General features: G+C 59.6%; 17 protein-coding genes and 2 tRNA genes. 5 read left to right on the forward strand and 14 right to left on the reverse strand.

The features are described from left to right. Positions 1-50 precede the first annotated feature (50 nt). From M2427_RS15220 to M2427_RS15240, 5 genes are all read right to left on the reverse strand, one after another. On the reverse strand, positions 51-1,976 hold the full coding sequence (locus M2427_RS15220; protein ID WP_280707189.1) for a hypothetical protein: 1,926 nt from the start codon (positions 1,974-1,976) through the stop codon (positions 51-53). Next, positions 1,973-3,097: a hypothetical protein gene (locus tag M2427_RS15225; protein WP_280707190.1), complete on the reverse strand. Its 1,125-nt coding sequence runs from the start codon at positions 3,095-3,097 to the stop codon at positions 1,973-1,975. The genes M2427_RS15220 and M2427_RS15225 overlap by 4 nt, the downstream gene beginning before the upstream one ends. Continuing rightward, positions 3,094-5,007, reverse strand: coding sequence for a hypothetical protein (locus M2427_RS15230; RefSeq protein WP_280707191.1), 1,914 nt, complete (start codon positions 5,005-5,007; stop codon positions 3,094-3,096). Before M2427_RS15230 ends, M2427_RS15225 begins: the two co-directional genes overlap by 4 nt. An 11-nt stretch (positions 5,008-5,018) precedes the next feature. Beyond that, on the reverse strand, positions 5,019-6,161 hold the full coding sequence (locus M2427_RS15235; RefSeq protein WP_280707193.1) for a hypothetical protein: 1,143 nt from the start codon (positions 6,159-6,161) through the stop codon (positions 5,019-5,021). Between the two features lie 1,274 nt (positions 6,162-7,435). Next, positions 7,436-9,148, reverse strand: coding sequence for an AAA family ATPase (locus tag M2427_RS15240; RefSeq protein ID WP_280707194.1), 1,713 nt, complete (start codon positions 9,146-9,148; stop codon positions 7,436-7,438). A gap of 396 nt (positions 9,149-9,544) precedes the next feature. Here M2427_RS15240 and M2427_RS15245 point away from each other — a divergent pair, with 396 nt between their 5' ends. Both M2427_RS15245 and M2427_RS15250 read left to right on the forward strand, forming a co-directional pair. Continuing rightward, a complete protein-coding gene (locus M2427_RS15245) occupies positions 9,545-10,105 on the forward strand; it encodes a hypothetical protein (protein ID WP_280707195.1) in 561 nt (186 codons plus the stop codon). Positions 10,106-10,380: 275 nt separating this feature from the next. Beyond that, positions 10,381-10,764 carry a hypothetical protein gene (locus M2427_RS15250; RefSeq protein ID WP_280707196.1) on the forward strand — a complete coding sequence of 128 codons (384 nt, stop codon included), beginning with the start codon at positions 10,381-10,383 and terminating at the stop codon, positions 10,762-10,764. Here the strand turns inward: M2427_RS15250 and M2427_RS15255 are convergent. The 8 genes from M2427_RS15255 to M2427_RS15290 form a co-directional block, all read right to left on the reverse strand. Further along, entirely contained in the window at positions 10,748-11,401 is a 654-nt protein-coding gene (locus M2427_RS15255; RefSeq protein ID WP_280707197.1) for a hypothetical protein, read from the reverse strand. The two genes, M2427_RS15250 and M2427_RS15255, sit on opposite strands and share 17 nt — an antisense overlap. Positions 11,402-11,678: 277 nt before the next feature. Beyond that, entirely contained in the window at positions 11,679-12,188 is a 510-nt protein-coding gene (locus M2427_RS15260; RefSeq protein WP_280707198.1) for a hypothetical protein, read from the reverse strand. 535 nt (positions 12,189-12,723) lie between these two features. Then, positions 12,724-12,854: transfer RNA gene (locus M2427_RS15265), tRNA-Glu, on the reverse strand. Positions 12,855-13,379: 525 nt separating this feature from the next. After that, a tRNA-Lys gene (locus M2427_RS15270) sits at positions 13,380-13,455 on the reverse strand. A gap of 168 nt (positions 13,456-13,623) precedes the next feature. Beyond that, complete coding sequence (locus M2427_RS15275) at positions 13,624-14,217, reverse strand: Spy/CpxP family protein refolding chaperone (protein WP_280707199.1); 594 nt, start codon at positions 14,215-14,217, stop codon at positions 13,624-13,626. A 193-nt stretch (positions 14,218-14,410) separates the two neighbouring features. Then, on the reverse strand, positions 14,411-15,412 hold the full coding sequence (locus tag M2427_RS15280) for a TRAP transporter substrate-binding protein (RefSeq protein WP_280707201.1): 1,002 nt from the start codon (positions 15,410-15,412) through the stop codon (positions 14,411-14,413). A 294-nt stretch (positions 15,413-15,706) separates the two neighbouring features. Then, positions 15,707-17,269 carry a 2-isopropylmalate synthase gene (locus M2427_RS15285; protein ID WP_280707202.1) on the reverse strand — a complete coding sequence of 521 codons (1,563 nt, stop codon included), beginning with the start codon at positions 17,267-17,269 and terminating at the stop codon, positions 15,707-15,709. A 1,331-nt stretch (positions 17,270-18,600) separates the two neighbouring features. After that, on the reverse strand, positions 18,601-18,867 hold the full coding sequence (locus tag M2427_RS15290) for a hypothetical protein (protein ID WP_280707204.1): 267 nt from the start codon (positions 18,865-18,867) through the stop codon (positions 18,601-18,603). A 289-nt stretch (positions 18,868-19,156) separates the two neighbouring features. Between M2427_RS15290 and M2427_RS15295 the strand changes: the two genes are divergently transcribed. The 3 genes from M2427_RS15295 to M2427_RS15305 all read left to right on the forward strand — a co-directional run bounded on the left by M2427_RS15295 (position 19,157) and on the right by M2427_RS15305 (position 22,212). After that, positions 19,157-20,380 (forward strand): SMP-30/gluconolactonase/LRE family protein, encoded by a 1,224-nt coding sequence (locus M2427_RS15295; RefSeq protein WP_280707206.1) that lies wholly within the window; start codon positions 19,157-19,159, stop codon positions 20,378-20,380. Between the two features lie 86 nt (positions 20,381-20,466). Next, positions 20,467-20,982 (forward strand): GNAT family protein, encoded by a 516-nt coding sequence (locus M2427_RS15300; protein ID WP_280707207.1) that lies wholly within the window; start codon positions 20,467-20,469, stop codon positions 20,980-20,982. Between the two features lie 96 nt (positions 20,983-21,078). Further along, positions 21,079-22,212 carry a D-alanine--D-alanine ligase family protein gene (locus tag M2427_RS15305; protein WP_280707208.1) on the forward strand — a complete coding sequence of 378 codons (1,134 nt, stop codon included), beginning with the start codon at positions 21,079-21,081 and terminating at the stop codon, positions 22,210-22,212. A 45-nt stretch (positions 22,213-22,257) separates the two neighbouring features. Here M2427_RS15305 and M2427_RS15310 read toward each other — a convergent pair whose 3' ends face one another. Then, positions 22,258-23,523, reverse strand: a complete 1,266-nt coding sequence (locus M2427_RS15310) for an MSMEG_0569 family flavin-dependent oxidoreductase (RefSeq protein WP_280707210.1) — start codon at positions 23,521-23,523, stop codon at positions 22,258-22,260. Between the last annotated feature and the right edge of the window lie 8 nt (positions 23,524-23,531).

Consider the following 23,531-nt stretch of genomic DNA (forward strand, 5'->3'; position numbering starts at 1 on the left):
GGCACTTTCCCCTCCGCAGCAATAGAGAGCGACTCCATGGCAAGTCCAATCTAGCCGAAAGAGAACAAATAGGGAACAGTTATTTTTGCTGCTCCCTTACCCACAACTTGCAACGCCTTTAGAAGCATTTCGAGCCCGGCCGGCCCTTGGACGCTGTCTGGAGCCAGATTCCAGCAGGTGTGCGGCCGGTCACAGACCTTACCAACGCTCACACCATATGGCCCCTCCAAAAGTTCGTGATCGTTACCAAGCCGTTCGCCTCGGTCGCCGACGCACAGCACGGCGGTGTTCGGAACCGCCAGGGCGCTTTGCATTTTGACGACGACGTTGCGCTTGCTTGCCGTTACCGGAAAGATGTCGACGGCATGTCCGGACTGCAGGATTTGAAGTGGAAGGTCTGCAAGAGCTTCCTCCAACCAGAGGAGCCCCCTGTCTTCGTCACAAAGCATGTTGCGGGGAATTGCCAACTGTAACGGCGCTTCTTTCGGTACCCAGCCGTCGCGAAACAAGCCAGCCAAACTCAGAAGGCGGCGGCGCGCCTCAGCTATCGCAGGGTCCGCCGGTGGCGGCTTTGCAGCAACGTCATTCGCGAGTGGCACGATCCAGGCACCATTGTAGTATCCGACTAGAATCTGCTCGTGATATGACTCAGGGAGTACCTTGCGGAGCATCTCCCCAATAGAGCCGCCGCGGCCTGTAGCGAAAGCGACGCGCAGGCCCGCGTCTGCGAGCCGACATAACTCGGCAAGTATTTCAGGATTTGGCGGCTCAAAGCGCTGTTCAGTGGAGACAACCGTCCCATCGTAGTCGACGACGACTCCACCGAACGTTTCGCTTTCAATGCGAGAAATGAATTCGGCTCGGCTTGCGGAGAGCTCGCTTGTCGTCGCTTGGGTGTCGGTCCTTATGCCTGCCTGGCGCTTTCGCCGTACCGAGACCTCGTCCGCAGCGACGATGTCATGCAGCACGTTGCTGTCAAACAGTCGGCGACCAAATTCGGCAACGCCGGGTTTACCCGGGTCGATGCCTTTGGCGAGACCCAGCGCCTCGACAAATGCCAAACCGAACGCAAGACCTTCAAAGCGCGCGGCCCGGCCGGCTCGACCAAAATCAACCGCATAGCAGCTGATGAAGGGCGGCAGGACGCGTTCGACTGCTTGCCAAGCTGAAAGGCTCCTATCGGATGTCAACGCAAGCACGAATGTTCCCTGAGGGTGCTTGTCGAGCCAAACATGGCGGCCGTGCGCAAAGTTGCGGAAGTCCGTGCGCTGCACGCTGCAGAGACCAGCTTCCCATGCACTAGTCTCAATCAGCGTTGCGGCCGCAGCCATCTGAGGATCATAAAGCAAGACGATCGTGTCGCAATGCAAGGCAGCGCCAAGCCGATCTGCAAGCCTCGCCCGTGCGTCCGCCCCCAGATGCTGCTCGATGCAATTGCGCAACTGCGCGTGCCGCATCTCCGGATCGGCCCTCCCAGCCAAGCGATCGCTTGCGAGGACCAGCGACAATGTCGAGGAAACTACCGAGTGTGTGGCCAGAAACCCGTCTTTTTCGTCCGCGACTGGCGATACGAAGCAAGTCCCCCCGTGTTCTAGGGCAAGGCGAGCAAGCGTGCCGCCCCTTGCGTTTGTGAGCACATACAGATCTTCGGGAGCACCTCGGAGCCCATGTTCAAAGGCTGCTTGGATGTCCTGGTTCTCCCCGCTTGCGCTAAAGAACCAGTTCGAGGCCGCCGGGTCGCTGCGTTCCAAGGCGAAAGCCATCGGGGTCACAGATGAAGACATTGCGAAGCCGAGTTGAGCTCGGCACTGTGCAAGAAACTCCGCGACGACGACCGACCCACCTGACCCGACGCAGTAGACCGGTCGCTTGGCGCATTGCGCTATCATGTGTGAGAGCGCAACATGACTTGTCTGAAAGCAAAGCGACAACGTCTCGTGGATTCGGTCGAGCTTACTCGCGAAAACCGCGGTCATGGCGAATGTCCTGGAGACACCGGTGCATTCGCGGCCCCGTAGGCATCGCCAGAAAGCCATACGTGGATTGGCGTGCTCGCCACGCTTTGAGCGCCGTCTACACGATCCCATTTCACTTCGTAAGAGACCGCTTCGACATACCGCACTGCCATGTCGTGCTCGACCGCTGCCATGAGGGCTCCGATGGCAAGCGTTTTGCTGCCAGACGGGGTTAGGACGACGTGGCTGTTGGTCACGTTTGCGAACACGCGCGTGTACCGTGTGTAAATTGCACTGAGGATGAGGTAGAGGTCGAGTGGATCGTCTTCAATCGCATAGATGACATTATCGGAATCGACTTCCCAGGATTGATACAGTTCGCTCTCGAATTCGGCGATCAGCTTGTCACTGGCGCGGGGATCGCGCTGGGAAAGCGGTAGAATTGGGCAGACGACAACCGGGCCACGAAGCTTTTCTCGCAAGGTTTGCAATGCTCGAGATTTACCCACGGCGAGAGCCGGCATCCAAATCTTGGGCTCTTGAGCGCTCCCTTCAAGGTCCAACCGACCGCTAAAACCATGAACCGGGTCGACGAAGTCACTTGGTACACTGTTGATCGCGTCGTCTAGACCGGCGTTTGACACCACCACAAGGTGGAAGTTCTTTTTCGGAGTCGCCTGGTTGGCACGCTCCAAGAGCAGGCGCGCGACCGGAAACGATATTCCAACGGAGAGAGCGCTTAGATCGAGCACAATATCGGTAAATGAATCGAGCGGAACACCAATGAGCGCCTCGGTCGCGCGCCGACCACCTATGACTGCGCCGTCCTCTTCGGCGAGAACGTCAATGTCAATAACCTCGACGGTACCGACAGTCTTTCCCAACGCTTCTATATTCTTCTCGGCTCGAGATACCAGCTCCGCCGATGGCTCCGGTCGCCGCTCACGCAGAAAAATCGCCTGCAATCGATCGCCGAGATGCGTTGTCAATATAGATGCAAATGTAACGCAGCGGGGATCGAATCCAGCACCTCCCACAAACAAACATCGCCTTCGCGGCTCCGCGAAGTATGTATTGGCGAAGGCAATAGCTTCATCGCCGTAATTGGCGATGCAATGCTCCCATCGCGGTCGGGTGGTCATGACGCGATCTCCGCGTAGCGCAGAAGATCAGATAGCTGACGTTCCAAGAATCCGCCGCGTCGCAACGTTAGAGCGTTGCGAAGGACAACCGGGCCGCCCAGCTCGATTAGACACCATAGCTTACCGCCCTGTCCGTAGTTGGGTTGTACGGTAATAGCGTTGTAAGCGGAGGCATAGTGGAGCACCTGGACGAGTCCCTCCCTCTCCCGGAGGAGCTGCTGAAATTCGTCTTGTGGAATTCCGATTGCGTTTGCACCCCCTCCAAGCGGGGCATTCGGCCGCAGACTTTCCCGCAAGCAGTCCTCGGCAATCGCCGCCACCATGCCGCGCACGCGCGCCGCGAAGGGAAAGTTCCACCCATCCATGATTTTCGTCGATCGTTCGACCAGGATCCGGTCCTGTTGACGAGCGGACAGTTGCGGCTGATCGCCGTTGATGACGCGCGCCTCCATGCGATCCACCAAAGCCGCCGATAGGTGCAGGAATAGCTCCGCGTTATCGGAGCTGGCGTCGCTGATCGTTGCCAAGCCGAAATGAAGCGCTCTTTTCTCCGCGTGACGTAAATGCACGCGCGCGCCCTCGGCCACGCCGGCATCGGCGGCCACTTCCTGGCGGGGTGTCGGATCGTTCTCCTGCCCTTCGAACAAGGACTGCTGTGGTACCCGGTTGATATACCGATGGATAAGGATTTTGAGCATCGCTGCCTGGACATCTCTTCCGACGTCCTGGGTCTGGGCGCCGCTAGCGTAGCGGTCAACCTCCTTGCGCAATGCTTCAACTCGCTGCGCCGACACGTGAAGGCGCGAACGCGTTCGCTCGATGTCAGCCTGGAGGCGTGCATAGGCTTGATCGGAAAGTTTCTCAGGTTCAGTGGACAGCAGCGCTGAAAAACTCCGATATTGCCGGCGTTCAAATGTGGGATGCCTCCGCAGATATCGATCCGCCATGCTCCGGGCCATCGAGCGAAATGCTGTGCGAGCTTTACCCCGATCGGTTGGCCGCTGCAGGAACACATCGACGTAGTCCCGGCCCGGCTTCAGTTCAGGTGCCAGATTGTCGTCGGCCTCACCGAGAGCAGTCCCCGGCGACAAGAGGTCGAACCGCATCATGATCCACCGGCCGATTCTGATCTCGCGACGGGAAAGATCACGAAATATCGGAGCAAACTGCCGCGGTGACAGATTGTGTGCGTCGTCGAGTATAACGAGCGGCTTGAAGACAGACCTCTCCCCGGCTGGTCCCGTCACTTCAATGGCTTCGATAACGTCGAATGGCCGAAACGGACGCGCAGCGGTCTCTGAAATCTCTTCGGCCTTTGGTGGGACCAAACGGGCGCCGACATCATAGACGGCGCGTTCCACCTCTCGTGCTCGCTCGACCAACGTTTCGGTTTCCCCACCGCCGATCTCTTCAAGAGCGGCCACGGCATCGCTGCGAGGAATAAATCGTATTTCGCTACGTGCGTGTCGACGTTCTAGATTACGAACTAGGCCCAATACGGCACGCGCCTGAATGAGTGCGAGAACGAGCTTTGTCCGAAGCGTCTCGTCGTAGGGCAGCTCCCAGAAATCGCGATACTCTCCCTCGAGCGGAAGCCGAACAGCCGCAATCTTTTGCTGCCCCTTCTGGATGAACTGACAGGCATCGAGTGCTTGAATGATGTCCGAGTACCCGTCTTTTTCCGGATCGGCGAGAACTGCTTCAACCATGCGTGCTTCAAGAAGTGTTGCAAGGGTGGTTTTGCCGCTCCCGGGCGTTCCCACAATGCGGATGAGCTTCTCGAAAAGTTGTCCACGCTTGGCTGCGTCCCCCAGATACGTTCTGAGCGGCTCCGGGCTTACGAGCGAGAGAAACGCAGCTTCGTCTTCTCGAAGATATTCTGTTGCGCGCTTCTCGAACGGATTTGCCATGTCATGCTTCTTCAGGAATGTCTGTGACGGCGGGGAAATAGGGCGCGCATAGGATGCGCACCGCCCTCTCCCTCGGTTTCCGCCCAGAGCAACGTAAGCGAATTGTTCGGGCAATTGTGCTCAAGAACAACAGGAAGGGCGCAGTCAGCGTAGCCGCGCTTCAAATCCTTCTGGTCCGCACTGAGATGCGCCTTGAGCTGTTCGTAGATGTCAGGGTCATAATATTTTTCCGTAAGCTTCCAGATTTCAGGGTCGCGCTGTTCATCGACTGTGACGGTCGGTGGCAGCAGCAGTCCTTCGGTCACCGACACATCTGGAAACCAGCCGGTCACGTCAGCTTTCACGGCATCCAGGCGCGTCAGTATCGCATTTCGAGCCTGGGTGGTTGAGATATAGTGATGAACACGCATGGCGGCATCGGGCGCGAGCGGGAAATGCTTGTTGTTCTCGAGAAAATGTTTGCGCGTTTCGGCGACGGCGGTGAAGAACTTATAGATCTTGCCGGTCCATTTTCCGTTATCCTTCTTCCTGACGAACGTTGTTCCGGATGCCGTAAAATCATCGATGAGAACGACATTGCGGAACAGCGCCTCGCCCGTGCCGCCAAGTTTAGCGAGATCAGTGGCTAGATTTGAGCTGAGATCCTCCCATTTCTCGTGATCGATGTGTGCTGCCAGTACAATCTGATCGTTGAGCAGCGTCCCGGCGTTGGCTCGCCGCAAGACGTCGATGCGAGCACCATCACTCAGTCCGATGTACAGCGTTTGCCGTCGACGGCGCCTTAATTCGGCACTCGCATTGGGGGCGGCGAACGCAAGGTACGCCGGGACCTTGCATGTATCGCTGACCGCCCTTCTGAGCATTGGCTCGACGAAGCGAGGCTGGAGCTCGACAACCAGCCGTTTGATCTCGCTACCAGAGAAATAAACCAAGCGATGTTTGACGAAGTCGTAAGCAGTCTGTCGATCACCCTGCTCGAACTGCGCAAGCCATCCCGCTAGGCTCTCCGCAAAACGGACGCCTGCGACATAGTCGCCATATCCATCGTACTTTAGGCCGGCAAGAAGGCGAACCCATGAATACTCCCGGGTCGCGACTTCCTCATCCCATTGCATAATACGCCTGAGAAGGCGCAACGCCAGTTGCTCATCCATGTTTCTGATCACTAAGAAAGGGACGCCGAATTACGCAGAAGACGCCAGCAAACCGAATCAGGCAATGATGCATCTTAGCGGAACTAGCCACCCGGGTTTCGCTCTACCAAGCGTTGCGGTCGACTTTTACCCGTCAGCGATGAGCCCCGATTCAAAGGCAAAGGACGAATGGCCGAGGCAGGATGTCGGGAAAATGGTCGGAAATGTCCCAAGGATGCGGGCGCCGAATGGCGTTGTCGCTTCTAACAGGTTGATTTGATTTCGTTTCTGCGCCACTGATCCAATGACGAGATGATCTTAGGGTTAGGCTTGCGCGCAGATTATCGGGCACGGCAGCTGACGGCCCTGACGTGCCTCAATGCGACCAGCGCGACGACGTGAAGATCATGTCCGACTTCCGGGATATCGATGTGGAGAACAATCAGCGACGTGCGGCAGTCCGTTCAAAGGAAGCGGAGTGGCCTTCAGGACCCGTGCGGCACGGGCCAGATACGTTCGCGCATCACCGTTCTCCGCAAGCCCCCTAAAGAATGACGCATTCCAACTGTTCTCTCCCGATGTCAAAATGCTCATTCTCAGTGACCGGGCGATCTCTTTGCGCGCGCGAGCGGGCGCCATCGGAGCAGACCCACCAACCTCATCCCTGAGATACTGTGGGTAAGTCGCCCAAAGGTTCTCGGCGTTACGATGAAACTGCTGTCCTAGAACATGACGCAGATGAAATTTCATGAGCTCGCGATTATTAGCACTCAAGCTTTGTATAGGGGCCGCTTCAAATTGTGCAGCTTCATAGGGAGGAATGATGCGCGTCAACCACAAAGGTTGACCTGCCAGCGTATCGAAGTACGGATGGAGGAATCTTTCATTCTGAGACGTGCCTCGAAATGTTCTACCTTTTTTACCTGAGTTACAGTGAGAGCAGGCAGGCACTAGATTTGCGGCCATCACCGAGAACTCTGGAAAGTCTTCTTTAGGGAGATAGTGGTCCACAGTTCCAGTCACTGAGGACCCGCACATTGGGCAGCTCTTCAACTGCATCTGGCGGATCTTTACGATCCGCTGCGAGCTTGACTGCGACTCATAAAGAGCCGTTTGCTGATCGCTTACGTCAGGGACGAAGGCCGTTCGGGAAATGTGCCATGGGTTGCCTTTATGGCTGCGATACCGCGCATAGGCTGCTTGCCACAAAGAGTAATGGAGTGACCATGGCTGCTTACCGCAGAGTTTCTGCAAATGCGCGTCGTCGCTTGCCGCCGCGGGCATTTCTATCCGTATCATTTTGAACGATTTCGAATGAGGCGCGCGACGTAGGAGAGCGTCTCGCTATTCATCTGGTTGCCGAACTGCTCAATAATCGCCTCGATAGAGATACCGGGGCCGAGCGTTTCGAACCAGGCTTGCAGGGTCTCCTGATATTGGTGCGATATGCTTGTGTCCGCGAAGACGAACTGGGAGATGCTGTCAATACTTGCTCCAAATGTTTGAAGCCGCGGCTTATCAACGGCAATCTTGCGATCTTCCAGAGAGAAAATTCGCACTCTTTGACTCGGCACCTCGCGCACGACGTAGGCGGAATGGGTTACGACAATCGCGACGGACTGTGTCGCGGTCACAACCGTATTCAAAATCGCCATGAACTCCGATACGAAATTCGGGTGGAGGTGGGTTTCCGGTTCGTCGAACAGAAACAAACATCCCCGCTCGGCCGAGCCGGCTGCTTGCGCCGCAAAACGCAACATTGCCAGTTCACCGCTGCTTAACTCTCGCACCCCCGGTCCGATTCCAAAGAGCACGGGCTGCTGTTGAGGGTCAATCGCTTGCGCCAGCAGTATGCGGCGCTTTTCATTTAAGTTCTTCGCATCCGCGAGTCGAAAAAAAAGGCGATCGCCGCGTTGATGCGTAAAGAGGTCGTAGGGTCCATTTGAGGATTTGAGTGGCAGATAAACGGACGACGCAAATCCCAGCGAATCCAGCGCCTGGTCAAGCAATGCCATCCGCCCGGTCCGGGCGAACATAGAGCCGTCACTAGGGGTAAAGGCGATCTTGCCGTCGTCCCGCAAGCAGTCGGTGATAGCTGACGTGAGCGCGTTCTCCTCTCCCGCTGGACTCAGGATCATCGAGAAGTATTGATAGTCCACCCCTAACCACGGTGGGATTGATCGTGGATACACATCCGATGCCACCGAGGAAAAGACGAAAATGCGATTGAAGGAAGCTGGCGGACTAATGCCGACGGGTGGGCTCTGAGGATCAACGTCATGACCAGCCCGCATCGCGGCAATGAAGCTTAGCAGCAATTGGGTTTTGCCAGTCCCGTTTCGTCCGATCAGGACCGTTATTCGATTGCGGGAAAGCGCATCGGGATCAAAATCAAAATCCACAATGTAGGGATTTTCCGCCGAGGGCAGTTGCGCTGTCACAATGAAACTTGTCGCAGCGTCCTCGACATCGATTATAGGCTGCGGCCGCAAATACTTTGTTCCGCGCCGATAAGCTACATATGCGGATTCGGCGCGCAGGGCACCGTAGGAAAATGTTTCCGATTCCAGAAGCGCGACTCTTGCCGGGTCCACCCTTTCGAAGCGTAGGACGGCAGCGTCACCTAGAGTACGCAGTGCTGTAACAGCCCGTTCGAAGCCGAGAAGACGAACGATCTCGCGGTAGAGATCCAGACTATCCAGCACGGAGCAATAAGGAAGATTCGCTTCGGCAAGCGGGGCCCAGGCACGCTGGCCAAGCAGTTCGGTGATCGCATCTTCGGTTCGCCTTTTCCCCTCGAACATGAGGCGGATGTCGATCGACGTCGCTTCTTTGGCGGAGGTCATCACGAGAAGCGTTGCGCCAAAATGATAACTGAAGTCGTTCCAATCGGTATGAACCGGCAGGAGCGCTAGCGCCGGTCTTTCTTGAATAGCCGCGATTGCGGCGGCGGAGTTTCGCGCCACGATGATCGGGATTGGAGCGTATGCAGGAAACAGCTCGGCCATGATCTGTAAGGTCAATCGCGATGTTGCAAGTGAGTCGATTGGTAGGAGAAAGTAGGTTTGTATTCAATAGTTTGTGCGAACCCCGATCAACGTTGCTCTGCGGCAGCAAAGCTCGACAAGGCTCGCACATTTTTCAACGCAGGAATCAAAACGCCGCACCCACAATTCAGGCCAGAATCCTAAGATTTTGGACGAAGGCGTATCTTTCCTAAGAGGGGCCGCGTGGCCACTGGTCCGCTCACACCTCGGAAGCAGATATAGCGCGGCCTGCCTACGGTGATCGTGTTACTGTTGGAGCGGTAGTCGTCCCGCCACTTGGCGACAAACTTGTAGATAGATTCCACGAAAGCAGTATAGCATCCGCCCGGTTGTCAACCGGCAGCAACGGGAAAACGATTGGACATTAGGCCACTCATCGCGGCTTCATTCTCGCCTGAAGAAGCTGAAGCATATGCCGCGTATTCGCTGACTGATGCTGATCGTGCTGCGCTCGCCGCGACCGGCGTTGATCTGCTGAAGCATTTCCCGCCGATCCCCGCCGCGTGCCTGCCCATGAGCTCCCTCCATTCCATTTTGCTAGAGAAGCACGTGAAGCAGAAAGCGTATGTCGTGGTCGGATCGCTATATGCCGATCGTGTCCGCGTTTTCGGAGAAGATGGCAAGCTGGACGGCAAGCGCTTCAGCCAATCGGACCCATCGTGGGACGGACACGGCTGGATAGTGCTCGGCGATCAGCTGGCCGATGCCTCCCTCTTCCGCACGGCGCGGTCAGGCAAGGGACACCCGGCACTCGCAGCGTTGGTCAAGCGGGAAGTCTCGCCGCAGGCCGCGATGATGATCTGCAAGGCGTCCGACACTGAAAAAAGCGGCCTCCGGTATGAGGCGCGCTACGTCCTCACACAGAATCAGGTCGATGGCCTGGCGCGGGGTGCCGGAAGGCTGATGGGCGTTCTGTGAGCTATACGCGCATCGCGCTGCCGACGGGAACAGTATGCAACTGTCCACTGGGCTTGGCGAAATGAGTGAAACGCTTTCCAGTTGATGCCCGTGAACGTGCAGTCGGTCATGAGCGCGATCCGCTGCACGCTCCACATCCTTCGTCTCTCGACGGCGAGCGAGGATTGACTGGAGTCGAAGTACCGGTTGCTAGTCACGGACCGACGGAAGGGTCTGCTGATAGGTTGGAGCCGTATGGAAACAGTATAGCATCCAGGTCGATGAGTGTGGGGACAATGGATTTCATTTATTTCAGAACCGACGATGCCGTTGCAGCGCAACGAGCGGCGGAATTTCTGCCGGAGGGCAGGCAATACCCGGTAGACAAGAAGTGGAGCGTGCGGATCGACAATCCGCATACGACAGGGATGCAGAAGCACAGCCACATCCAATTGAAGGGGCACGAGATCGCCGTTGTTAATCAAGACGGCACGCCCAGCCACGGTTCCGACCTATCAAAGATCCCTAGCTGGGTGCTGGACAAGGCTAAAGGGGCAATTACCGAAAGCTTCGTGGTCGTCGAGCGAGTGCCCGCAGCGGTCATTGCCGAGGCTCTACGACAAGAACTGACGGTACAGCAGGCAGTTGAGAACTGGTCCAAGACTAGCGGGAAGCAGTAGAGACTTTCTTCTTCGAGCCTTTCGACTTCTCGATGATCTCGTACTTCCGACTATCTCCCGGGAACTGCACGTATTCCTTCTTGGTGTCATGCCAGCGCAGGTACCGGAAGTTCTTGTGTGCGGCTACGTAGATGGCCCGCAACGCTTCCCGCGCAACATCCCTGTCAACACCTTCCTGTGAGAATGCGTTGTACAGGATCGTCCAGGCTACGGCGTATTCGTTGTACGACCGGTCATCAGTTGCGCCGAAGATGATGTCCGGCTTGAACCTCACCTTCTCAAACTCGTCGGCGATCTCGTCGACCGCACCCCAGCATGAAGACATGACAAGCGCCTTCGGACTGTACCGGTTGTCTGTGAACATCTGGACGAACTCGGGCCAGTCGATCGATGTGTCATCGGTGAGGCTGATCCCCTCCTCACGCCCATGACAGGAAACGTGCAGCACATTGCAATGCAGCTTGGCGGCGCGTGCGACCGCTTTCTTGAAATGCGTCTCGTCGATCGCATAGACGAGCCGGGCGTTGATGCTGAGCAGCTTGGTCAGGTTATAGGTGAGCGGGCCATCCAACTCTTCGGAATAGAAATCCTGCGGCCCGCTCGATTCGACAATGAGTACCTTCGCTTTCTCGATCAATGTTCGTTCCCTATCCGGCCAGCGCGACCGCCGGCTCTCGTAAGTATTTTTCTATATGCACAGCCCCCTGTCTCCGCTCGATCTCCGAGCAATTCCGGCACTCTGCGTTCACTTGCTGGTGCCGTTGGCCAGAGCCGTAGATGGCCTCGGTAAGCTGACGATCGGTAATGCCGGGACGGCGGCGGACGATGTAAAAAAATCACTTCGCGTAATTTCGTCATCTAAGCCTCCGTTATGGAGGCTTCCTGGGTATCGGCACAAAAATCGAAAAGATAGTTCAATTCGCGGATTTATTTTCTGTTTGTAGCTTGGCTCCATCCACCTTCAGCTCACCTAGCCGGGCGATGAGCATACCGATCACCACGCTCAATGCGTTCTGCGCATCCTCGGTCTCAAGTTCGTGCTTCCAGTCCGGCATCCAGTAAACGATGCGGCCCAGCAGCTGCTTCGTATCGGTCGGCTCAATGCGGTGAGCGAGTTTGTTTCGGAGAGTATTCCACGCCTCCACCACGTCCCACATTGACTTAGATTCGCCGTGCGAGTCGTCCGTAACATCGCCAAAGACCGCCCGGGCTACACAGAGAAGATTGAAAAAGGTGAGATGGCTTTTGCGGAGCTGGGCCGGGTCCTGCAGCGCAGCGTCGAGCTTTGCCCGGATCAGCTCTTCCAGCACCAAGTGCCCCTTGAGCACGAGCAGTGTTCCGTCCTCCGTGCGGGTCTCGATTTTCTGCAGTGCCGTTCTGATCTGCACGTAGGCGGCCGCGTGGGCCGGTATGTCGTCAACCATAGGGCCTACCTTGCGCTGTTCTTACTGAGCTTCGGGCGTGTGAGCGTCACCTCAATGCGCGCCCGGTCTTTCTGATGAGGCGTCGTAGTGCGTGCCAGCGCCTGCAAGCACGGTCAAGCCTTAGCGGGCCGCTGACATACCGCGGTTGGCCTTTTTCGAATCCTCGATGCCAATCGTCTAGACTGACTTGTGACGGCTGTGCGCCCGTCTTCTCTCGTCGAGAGTATCTCACGTGGCCCACCTATTCGCACAAAGCTCGATAGGCGAGAGTTGATTGTGCGACCACAACGTCAATACGAACATTCGAGGGCGCTCGCGCACGACAGCGCACGTCAGCGGCGGTTTGAATGTTTCCGGACACCAAAGGCGATGAGGAAATTTTTGCGAATGCGCCAGCCACAGTGCGGCATCGCACCGAGGCTAGTCTGCCAATGTCAGCAGCAAATTCCCCAAGCGTTCGCCGTTATTCACTGGCGTCTTATTCAACCATTATTCAACGAGTGCGGTTGATGGCAACCTAAGTGCTTGAGATTGCTGGCGCTCCCTAGGGGAATCGAACCCCTGTTTCAGCCTTGAGAGGGTAAAGTTGATCCGCTTGATGATCATCGTGAGGAGAGTCCTGCGACAGAGACCTTACTCGCTGGAGCTTCGCTCATCCAGGGCGGCCTGAAGCACGACAGCGGTGTCCTAAGGCTGTCACCCGATCCCGCGGCCCCCAACACAATGAGCAGGCGGATAGCTTCCTAAAGGCCGGGGTTCGCGATCTTCCCATTGATACGGAGACTAAGGAGCCGCGATCACCGATGCACAAATCGGTCTATCGGCGCTTCGAGGCAGGGTCAGTTCCCTGTACGACCTCATAGCGGCTTATCGGCCGGACAACATGAGAGTTCACGTCGACTTCATGCACTATTTCGATGGCAGCGCGGCGCAGCTGCCCCAATGCGTCGCCGATGACATCGAACAGACGTGGGAAAGTGCCGGATCTGTCGAGCGGCTCTGACCCAGATACAGATCAAGGAAGCGGTTCGGTCGCGCGCGCCTTCGAGTCGCCTTGGCCTCTGCCCACACCGGTAGAGTAGATCACAATGCCGAGAGTGAACTCGCCAGCCGGCTCTAAAAAGACCGTTTGAAAAACCGTTTTAGTTCGGTCGTCTCAAACGGTTCGCGAGGGTAAGTCATTGAAAGACTTGGTGGGCGCACCAGGGCTCGAACCTGGGACCCGCTGATTAAGAGTCAGCTGCTCTACCAACTGAGCTATGCGCCCGAAAGGCGGTCAATGCCTTGCGAGGCCGGTCGTTTAGCAAAGCGATCCGGGTCTGGCAAGCGATGTGGCGCATGTTTTCCAAGGTTCTTCCACAGCCCCCGGAAACGCGAAAAGCCGCTGGATTCCAGCGGCTTCTCCAAGGTTAATCCCCGGGAAATTCCGGGTCGCTCAAAGGCGCCCTTCCCTGTCTGGGCCACCATCGCGGTCACCGCCGTGGAAGTGCTCCATGCCACGCTCCATCATGCGGTCCATGCGCTCCCTGAAATGGCGGGGCGGGCCGTCTTCACCGCCGCCGAACGGGCCGCGGTGGTGGGTCAGCATGGCAAGGCGACGCTTCTGGCCGTCATCCAGGCTCTTGTAGAGCGGATCGGCTGCATCAGCGATCTTCTTCAGCGCTGCCGAGGTCGCAGCCATGTCGTCGGCGCGCTCGCGCAGGCGGGCGACCGGATCATCCGGCTTGCCGGCATCGCTGCTCGAGTCGCCTGGACCGGCGTTCATCCGCGCATTGGCACGATCGAGCCGCAGCTTGGCGAAGTCGCGCACCGCGGCCTCGACCGGCGGCCACAGCTTCTCCTGATCGGCATTGAGCTTCAGCCCGGCATGAACGGCGGCGATCCGCGCGTCGACGAGCGCGGCGCGATCTTCCGGGTTCATGCGGACGTGGTGGAAGTGCTCCATCCACGGGCGATGAAATTGGGCGTAGACCGCCCCCGAGCCGGCGATGCTGAGCACGGCGATGGCGGCGATGGTGAACTTCCTCATCCGAACCTCCTCTGGAAGGATGCCCTGAAGATGAGCGTCGTAAGGCCAAGGCGCAACTTACAACTTGGACAGACAGGCCACTCTTACGAAGATGTAACTCCTTGATGCATATCAAATCGCGAGCTGGAAATCATTTGCAACAAAGGGCTTCCGCGTTGCAGCATGGAAGCCCCTCATCGATGTCTCGTTGAGACTAGTTCGTCGTGCTTTTGGCTTCCTTCTGGAATTCGTCGATCAGCGGCTGGCCGACACGGCTTGCCGCATCCTTGTAGACCGACTCCATCGCCTTGCGCATCGCCTCGTCCTGCTCGCTCGTGAGCTTGATGATCTCGCTCTTGCCGCTCTTCTTGATTTCGGCCATCGCGTCGTCGTTCTCTTTCTGCGACTGGGCGTTGTTGAAGTCGCTCGCTTCCTTCATCGCCTTCGAGAGCTGGTCGCGAATGTCGGCCGGCAGGTCGTCCCAGAACTTCTTGTTCACGATCACGACATAGCCGATGTAACCGTGATTGGTCTCGGTGATGTACTTCTGCACCTCGTGCATCTTCTGGGTATAGATGTTCGACCAGGTGTTCTCCTGGCCGTCGACCACGCCCGTCTGCAGCGCCTGATAGACTTCCGAGAACGCCATCACCTGCGGCAGCGAGCCGAGCGCCTTGAACTGCGCCTGCAGCACGCGCGAGGACTGAATGCGGAACTTGACGCCCTGATAATCGCTAGGTGCCACCAGCTTCTTGTTGGCGCTCATCTGCTTGAAGCCGTTGTCCCAATAGGCAAGGCCGGTGATACCCTTCGGCTCGAGCAGCTTGAGCAGGCGCGCACCGAGTGGGCCTTCCGTCACCTTCCGCAGCGTCTTCAGATCGGGGAGGATGTAAGGCAGATCGAACACTTCGAACTCGCGGATACCGAGCGGGCCGAATTTCGAGTTGGACGGCGCCAGCATCTGCACGCTGCCGAGCTGCAGCGCCTCGAGCTCTTCCTTGTCCTTGTAAAGCGTCGAGTTCGGATAGACTTCGACCTTGACCTTGCCGCCGGTGTATTTCTCGGCGAGCTCCTTGAATTTTTCCGACGCCTTGCCCTTCGGCGTGTCGGTCGCGACCACGTGGCTGAATTTGATGATGATCGGGTCGGCGGCAGCGGGGCCGGAAAGGCCCAAAGCCAGTGCCGCGACGGACGCCGCGATCGCGAAGGTGCGCATAGTCTCTCCCTGTTATGTCTTGGGCCGCCCGATGCGCGGGCGGCCTGTCGTCATGCTCAATACAGGCCGGCGCTACTGCGTGCTATTGGCCGTTAGCAGGGCAGCTATTCACCACGAACGCCGCTGAGCTCCCTCTCCCTCTTGCGGGAGAGGGTGGGGAGAGAGTGTATCAACAGCGGGACTCCCCCAGAGGAGAGAACCCTCACCCGCCGCGCGGGACGATGCTTCGCATCGCCCGGACGCGTCGACCTCTCCCGCAAGCGGGAGAGGTGCAACAACTCGCAGCGGTGCTTCTCAGCTCGCCGCAGCCGTCGTCACGTTGTCGCGCTGGCGCTTCATGACGATCTTGTTGAGCGCGCCGAGATAGGCTTTTGCGGACGCCACCAGCGTATCCGGATCCGCCGCGCGCGCCGTCATCGAACGGCCCTCCTGCGACAGCCGCACCGAGACTTCGGCCTGCGCATCGGTCCCTTCGGTCACCGCGTGGACCTGATACAGCTCGAGCTTGGCCTCGTGCGGCACCAGGCGCTTGATGCAGTTGAACACCGCGTCCACTGGACCGTTGCCTTCGGCCTCCTCGATCTTGATCTGGCCGTCGACGTCCAGCTTCATGGTCGCGCGCTGCGGACCATGGGTGCCGGCGATCACGGTCAGCGAGGTCAGCTTGATACGGTCGTGCGAGGCCGCCATCTCTTCGTCGACCAGCGCCTCGATGTCCTCGTCGTAGATGTCCTTCTTGCGGTCGGCGAGCGCCTTCATCCGCGTGAACGCATCTTCCAGCTGGTTCGGGCCGAGCTTGTAGCCCATCTCTTCCAGCTTGTGCACGAAGGCATGGCGGCCGGAGTGCTTGCCCAGCACCAGCGAGGACTGTTTCAAGCCGACCATTTCGGGCCGCATGATCTCGTAGGTCGAGGCGTCCTTCAGCACGCCGTCCTGGTGGATGCCGCTCTCGTGCGCGAACGCATTCCGGCCGACGATGGCCTTGTTGTACTGCACCGGGAACGATGTCGCCGCCGACACCACCTTCGAGGCGCGGGTCAGCTGCGTAGTGTCGATCTTGTTCCAGTAGGGGAATTTGTCGTTACGCACGTTGATCGCCATCACGATCTCTTCGAGCGCAGCGTTGCCGGCGCGCTCGCCGATGCCGTTGATCGTGCACTCGACCTGACGCGCACCGCCGATCACGCCGGCCAGCGAATTCGCCACGGCCATGCCGAGGTCGTTATGGCAATGCACCGAGAACACGGCCTTGTCCGAGTTCGGCACGCGCTCGATCAGCGTCTTGATGAAGTGGGTGTATTCCTCCGGCACCGTGTAGCCCACGGTGTCAGGAATGTTCACCGTGGTCGCGCCGGCCTTGATGACGGCCTCGACGATGCGGCACAGATACTCCATCTCGCTGCGGGTGCCGTCTTCGGCCGACCATTCGACGTCGTCGATCTGGTTGCGGGCGCGCGCGACCATCGCGACCGATGTTTCGAGCACTTCCTCCGGCGTCTTGTTCAACTTCACCCGCATATGCAGCGGCGAGGTCGCGATCACGGTGTGGACGCGGCCGCGTTTTGCAAATTTCACGGCTTCGGCGCAGCGATCGATGTCGGCCGGATGGGCGCGGGACAGGCCGGCGATGACGGCGTTCTTGGAGCGGCGGGCGATCTCGCTCACCGCTTCGAAGTCACCCTGCGAGGTGATCGGGAAGCCGGCTTCGATGACGTCGACGCCCATATCGTCCAGCAGCTCCGCGACCTCGAGCTTCTCCTCGAAGGTCATGGTGGCGCCGGGGCACTGCTCGCCGTCGCGCAGCGTGGTGTCGAAAATGATGACGCGGTCCTTGTCGGACTTGTTCGCGGGGGCCATTGCAAATTTCCTTTTGAGCTTTCGCGCCGTCAGTTGGCTGGGCGCTTTGAGGTGTCCGGTGATCTCGACCAACCCCTGAGTGCCCAGGCGCGTGCGCCCAGCCGGCCCTCAGGGGCAGCTAAGAAGGAGCTCGCCAATAAGAAGAGTGGACAGCGACGCGGCCGGGATCGTGGCGGCGGCCAGAGCCACCTCCCCCGAAATCCCATCGATTTGGCCGCGAATCAGCATTGCCAGACCCTTTTGAGCCCCAAATCCTCGGTCAAAACCGTTGACGGATGGTTGCCGGGAGGCTCAGTGCGCCCGTTTCTAGACGAGAAATGGCAGCAACTGCAACGCCAAAAGATGGTCAGAGGGGCTGACCTGGTTGCGGGTCCGTGTCCCGGACGCGCTGCAGCGTGCAACGCTGCTGCGCAGAGCCGGGACCCAGAGCGGCACGGCATATGGAGAGATGGGCCCCGGCTCAGCAGCGCACCGCCGAAGGGGCGCTGCACTGCGTCCGGGGCACGGGAGCGCAGTGTGGCGCACAAGTCTTTCCTCCTCGTCATTGCGAGCGCAGCGAAGCAATCCAGACTGCCGCCGCGGAGGGATTCTGGATTGCTTCGCTGCGCTCGCAATGACGAAGTATGAGGCGACAACCTTGCTCTTCCAGCTGGCATTTCAGCTTGTAGACACACCTTCGCTTCTCGCGGCGTATTCCGCCCGAGCTTTGCTCTCATCTTCACGCCCTCTGGAAACAAAGGGCGCAGGGAAGGCCGGGTGCTGACCTGGCACCCACGGTCTGCTGCGCAAACGTGTAGCGCAAAAAGACCGCACAGCAGCATACAGGTGTGGCCAAACACACGGCCTTCCCTGCGCGATGGTCGGACGGCTTATGCCGTGCTCTCCCGGGAGCCGAATTCCTTCTGGCCTCCCTCGCCTCACGGAAGTCACCGGCACTGCGCCGGTTGGCGCGAATGCCGCATCCGCAAGACTTGGCCGTAGCGACGACGGCCGGGACCACACGGTTTTGCCGTACGCGAGCAGATCCTGCTTCGCCCCTAAGGGCTTCGCAGGGCTTTGGCGCCGTTCGTACAACGCGGCTTGCGAGGCGCTCACGGGGTTCGGCTCAATCCATCGCCCCGCCCTGCGCTCGCATCCGCGACGGCGCTGCCCGCGTCCACCGCGACCCGATCCGCGGCTCGTGACGACATACGACCGCCCCTTTTCGCCGGATCAGGATGGGCGATACATACGATAAATCCGAATTTCGGTAAAGCGGAATATCTTTTGGCGTGCCGGTTGACCGAGCGCTTGGGTGTTTTGCGCTTGTGGCAACACAAGCTCTTGGACGCCTACCCCGCGCGGCGGGCGCGGGCTCTGGTTTCCCAACGGTTCAGCATCTGGCCGAGCTCGCTCGTCGCGAGGGCCGGAGGCGCCATCCTGTTGACATCAGTCACCTCGTTGGTGTTGGCGGGCGCATTGGCATTGAGCCAGTCAGGCTGCATATAGCCGCGGCGAAGGCGGGCCTCCGCGTGCCGCTTGCGGGAGATGTGGTCGCGCACGAAATAGCCGGCTGCGAACGCGATCCCCAGCAGCACGATCAATATGAAAACGCCCACCGCTCAGCTCCGAACTTGTCCCACCGCGATTTGTGCGCAGCAATGAGGGCGAGGTCAAGGCTGAGCGCTGCATCATTCTCAGGCGCACGAATGGACATTCACGCTGACGGAACCGACATGCGCGGGTTCGCGAGCCGTGCTTTGAGACGGACCTGCGACGAAATGGCGGCATCATTTCGATATCGCGGAGGATGCGAACCTGCCTCTCGCAACTCGCCCCGGACCAGACTAACCTTGGAATGCTGGGCCGGATCAACCGGCCAGCTGAACATGACCCGGGAGGACGCGAATGACACGCCAACAGCAGCGTGAGCAGGAGCTTGCGCTTTCACGACGAACCTTGGTTCAGGGCCTTGCGCTTGGCGCCGCGGCCACGATGGCCGGAACCGGCACGGCGCTCGCCCAGAACGGCCCCGCCGCCCCGCCGACAACGATCACCACGCCGCCGCGCGACTTCGGTCCGCGCGGCGCGCCGACGACCTATTTCTGGGACCCCGATATCATCGCCGTCGATCCGTCCTTCAACGACCTCGCCCAGCCCAACACCTCGATCCAGCGGCTCCATACCGGACTGCTCTGGGCCGAAGGCCCGGCGTGGAGCGCGCAAGGCCGCTATCTCTTGTGGAGCGACATTCCCAACAACAGGCAGATGCGCTGGAGCGAGGACGATGGTCACGTCAGCGTATTCCGCACGCCGTCGAACTACAGCAACGGCAACTCGTTCGACTTCCAGGGCCGCCAGCTGTCCTGCGAGCATCTGACCCGGCGCGTGACACGCTACGAGAACGACGGCACCGCCACGGTGCTCGCCGACAATTACAATGGCAAGAAGCTGAATTCGCCGAACGACGTCGTCGCCCATCCCGACGGCAGCTACTGGTTCACCGATCCGCCCTATGGCGGCCAGCTCTACGAAGGCGAGCCAGATGCTGCGGGCGGACCGAGCAATGCGGCCGGCAAGCTCAATCCGAAGATCGGGCAGCCGGCCGGCTTCGCACCGGGCAAGCGCGAGCTGCCGACCAACTGCTATCGCATCGACCCTAGCGGCCGCGTCGATCTCGTCGTCACCGAAGATCAGGTGCCCGACCCGAACGGCCTGTGCTTCTCGCCCGACTTCAAGAAGCTCTACGTCGTCTCGACCGGCAAGGGCCCCGGCGACACCGGCGCCGGCGGCAAGGGCGAGGTCTTCGTGTTCGATGTCGGCAGCGACAACAAGCTATCGAACCAGAAGAGATTCAGTGACTTCATGATCGACGGCGTGAAGTGCGGGCCGGACGGCGTGCGCTGCGACGTCAACGGCAATGTCTGGGCCTCCAGCAATGCCGGCCGCGCCGTCGGCTATAGCGGCGTGACGGTGTGGTCGCCGGAGGGCAAGCTGCTCGGCCGCATTCGCCTGCCCGAAGTCTGCGGCAACGTCTGCTTCGGCGGACCGAAGCGCAACCGCCTGTTCATGGCCGCGAGCCAGTCGCTCTACGCCGTGTACACGGCGACGCAAGGCGCGGGGCCGGGCTGAGCAGGCATGAGCTGACTTGCGACGAGGCGCCAGCCTGCCCTGCTGGCGCCTCAAACTTGAAGCCGACCGTTCACAAGGACAATCAAATGACCATCACCGTTCGCCCCATGACCCTACAGGAAACTGCGATGATCATTGAGTATTTTCACTCGGCAACGCCGGAGCATTTGGAAATGCTCGGTGTCGACCCGTCCCGACTGCCGCAGGCATCGCATTGGCAGCGGCTCTACGCGCAGATGTTCGACCAGCCGATCGAGCAGAGAAGCGGCTTCCTGGTCAGCTGGCTTTACCATGACCGGTTGGTCGGATTCTCGACCGCCGACAAGATCCGTATTGGCCAGCACGCAAATATGCACCTTCACGTCATCGACGTCTCACAACGCAAGCAAGGCATCGGCGTCGCCTGCGTCAGGCAGACCGTCGAACTCTATTTCCAGACTCTCGAGCTGAAGCAACTCTTCTGTGAGCCCAATGCGTTCAATGTGGCTCCGAACCGGACGCTGCAAAGGGCAGGCTTCAAGTACGTCAAGACGCACATGACCGTTCCCGGCCCCCTCAACTTTCATCAGGCCGTCAACCGCTGGGTGATCGAGAGAGGTTGAGGGCAAGCGGGGGCCTTCACCGGCGAATTTATGCTTTGCGCACCCTGCTTCGCAGGCAGCACGTGACTTCCGGACGAGACGCGTGATAATTGAGCCATGGCTGACAAAATTGTGGCAGACAAAATTCACGTCGTTGTTCTCTATGGCGGCAGGTCCGGTGAGCATGAGGTCTCGCTGAAATCGGCCGCCTCCGTGCTCCGCCATCTCGATCGTTCGCGCTTCGAGGTGATCCCGGTCTCGATCGACAAGCAAGGTCGTTGGCAATGGAACGACCTCGCCGCGATCGACCCGGCGCAGGCCTCCTTGCCGATCCTGCCCGATGCGCCCGAGATGCGGCTCGTCCGAGGCGCCGGTGGACGCGGCGTTCTCATGCCGGTGTCCGGCAGCGCGAATGGCCCGATCGCAATCGACGTGGTTTTTCCGGTCATGCACGGCCCGCTGTGCGAGGACGGCGCCGTACAGGGCGTTTTCGAGCTGGCCGACGTCGCCTATGTCGGGTCGGGCGTACTCGCCTCCGCCGTCAGCATGGACAAGGATGTCGCCAAGCGGCTTGCTGAACTCGCCGGCGTGCCGGTCGCGCCCTATCGCGTGCTCACCCGCAAGGCCTACCTCTCGGATCGCGCCGCATCTCTCGCCCGGGCGGTCGAGGGCTTGACGCTTCCCGTATTCGTCAAGCCATGCAACATGGGCTCCAGCGTCGGCATCCACAAGGTCAAGAGCCGGGATGCGCTCGGCCCCGCGCTCGACGATGCGTTTCGCTACGATCTCAAGGTGCTGGTCGAGCAGGGCATCGACGCGCGCGAGATCGAGGTCGCCGTGCTCGAGGGCGAGACGTTGTTTGCGAGCGTCGCCAGCGAGCTCAATCCCAACGCCCATCACGAATTCTATTCCTACGAGGCCAAATATCTCGACCCCGACGGTGCCCGCGTCGATCTGCCGGCAAGGCTCGATGCCACGCAAATGGCGCGCGTGCGCGCGCTCGCGGTGCAGGTGTTCGCCGCGCTCGAATGCAGCGACCTCGCGCGCGTCGACTTCTTCCTCGACCGGCAGACCGGCGAATTCCGTTTCAACGAGCTCAACACCATGCCCGGGTTCACCTCGATCAGCATGTATCCGAAGATGATGGAAGCCTCAGGCGTGCCCTACGGCGAGCTGCTGACGCGCCTCGTCCATCTGGCGCTGGACCGCTACCAGCAGCGTCACGCGCTGGAACGCGGCTATTCCAGCTAGGTCGTGGCCGACTGCCATTTGAGTGCAGGCCCCTCGCGCCGCGTGTTAGGCGACTTCGCGCGCCTCGATGCGCGACACGCTCAATCGCTCGGTGATGTGATCGGCAACAAACTCCGCATCTCGCCCGATGCCGACAAACCGGCCCGAGCCCCAAGTGTAGAGCCACGGCAGGCCGATCACATAGGCGCCGTCGACCGACGTGATGCCGCGCTTGTGGGTCGGATAACCGGTGCCGTCGAACATCGGCAGGTCGACCCAGGACCAGTCGGACCGGAAGCCGGTCGTCCAGATGATACCAGTGATGCCGCTGGCCGCGAGATCGAGCTCGGTGGGCACCGCAGTGGGAGACCACACGGGCTCGTAGTGAGGCGTCACGGGCGCGGCGATCTTGTTCTTGGCGATGTGCTCGTCGATCATCCGGCAGATGCCATTATAGACCCGATCGGCACTGTCGAGATTGGCCTGGAGATCATCGCCAAACTGCAATCTGGTTCCACGACCGTCCTTGAGACGGCCGTAGAGCTTCATGCCCTCGAGTGCGAACTTGCGCAGGTCGATGTCCCGGCCGCCGTCTCGTCCGGTCAAATAATGGTTGGCGTTCTTGCGAACGCCCTCCTTCAGCGAGTGCTTGTCGACCGGCAGGTCGTACTGGCCGAGATCGTCGAGCCAGTCGACCGCGTCCCGGCCGCGATAAAAACGCGGGCAGCGCGGCGCGCTGCCGACGGCAAGATGCACCTTGCGGCCGGAGAGGTGCAGATCCTCCGCAATCTGGCAGCCCGATTGCCCGCTTCCCACCACGAGGATCTCGCCCGGCGGCAGTTGATCCGGGTTGCGATAGGCTGACGAGTGGATCTGCGTGATCGATGCATCGAGTCGGTCGGCAAACGGCAGCACCTTCGGAATGTGATATCCGCTGACGGCCAGCACGACGCTGTCGGCAGCGATCTCGCCCATCTTCGTCTCGAGCAGGAAGCCGCGGCCGGATTGCCTGAGGCGTGTGACGGCAACGCCTTCGCGGACTGGGGCACCGATGTGCCTGGCAAAATCCTCGATGTAGGAAACGATCTCGTCGCGCAGCATGAAGCCATGCGGATCGCTGCCGGCGTAGGGAAAGCCGGGAAGCTGGCATTGCCAGTTCGGCGTGACGAGACAGAACGCGTCCCAGCGCTGCGTCTTCCAGGAATGCGCAATGGTGTTTTTCTCCAGCACGACATGGGCGATGCCACGCGCATTAAGCTGCGCGCTCATCGCAAGACCGGCCTGGCCGCCGCCGATCACGACGACCGGATAGTGAGAGTGAAGGTCGGACATGATCAGCT

Source organism: Bradyrhizobium sp. BR13661 (genome assembly GCF_029892425.1).
In the GTDB taxonomy this organism is placed as follows: domain Bacteria; phylum Pseudomonadota; class Alphaproteobacteria; order Rhizobiales; family Xanthobacteraceae; genus Bradyrhizobium.

Excerpts from the sequence above, each read along its gene's own strand:
- M2427_RS15240 (WP_280707194.1), bottom strand. The coding sequence starts at position 9,148 with ATGGCCGAGCTGTTTCCTGCATACGCTCCAATCCCGATCATCGTGGCG.
- M2427_RS15300 (WP_280707207.1), top strand. The coding sequence starts at position 20,467 with ATGACCATCACCGTTCGCCCCATGACCCTACAGGAAACTGCGATGATC.
- M2427_RS15250 (WP_280707196.1), top strand. The coding sequence starts at position 10,381 with ATGGATTTCATTTATTTCAGAACCGACGATGCCGTTGCAGCGCAACGA.
- M2427_RS15225 (WP_280707190.1), bottom strand. The coding sequence starts at position 3,097 with ATGACCACCCGACCGCGATGGGAGCATTGCATCGCCAATTACGGCGAT.
- M2427_RS15295 (WP_280707206.1), top strand. The coding sequence starts at position 19,157 with ATGACACGCCAACAGCAGCGTGAGCAGGAGCTTGCGCTTTCACGACGA.
- M2427_RS15285 (WP_280707202.1), bottom strand. The coding sequence starts at position 17,269 with ATGGCCCCCGCGAACAAGTCCGACAAGGACCGCGTCATCATTTTCGAC.
- M2427_RS15235 (WP_280707193.1), bottom strand. The coding sequence starts at position 6,161 with ATGGATGAGCAACTGGCGTTGCGCCTTCTCAGGCGTATTATGCAATGG.
- M2427_RS15305 (WP_280707208.1), top strand. The coding sequence starts at position 21,079 with ATGGCTGACAAAATTGTGGCAGACAAAATTCACGTCGTTGTTCTCTAT.
- M2427_RS15220 (WP_280707189.1), bottom strand. The coding sequence starts at position 1,976 with ATGACCGCGGTTTTCGCGAGTAAGCTCGACCGAATCCACGAGACGTTG.
- M2427_RS15280 (WP_280707201.1), bottom strand. The coding sequence starts at position 15,412 with ATGCGCACCTTCGCGATCGCGGCGTCCGTCGCGGCACTGGCTTTGGGC.
- M2427_RS15260 (WP_280707198.1), bottom strand. The coding sequence starts at position 12,188 with ATGGTTGACGACATACCGGCCCACGCGGCCGCCTACGTGCAGATCAGA.
- M2427_RS15275 (WP_280707199.1), bottom strand. The coding sequence starts at position 14,217 with ATGAGGAAGTTCACCATCGCCGCCATCGCCGTGCTCAGCATCGCCGGC.
- M2427_RS15230 (WP_280707191.1), bottom strand. The coding sequence starts at position 5,007 with ATGGCAAATCCGTTCGAGAAGCGCGCAACAGAATATCTTCGAGAAGAC.
- M2427_RS15310 (WP_280707210.1), bottom strand. The coding sequence starts at position 23,523 with ATGTCCGACCTTCACTCTCACTATCCGGTCGTCGTGATCGGCGGCGGC.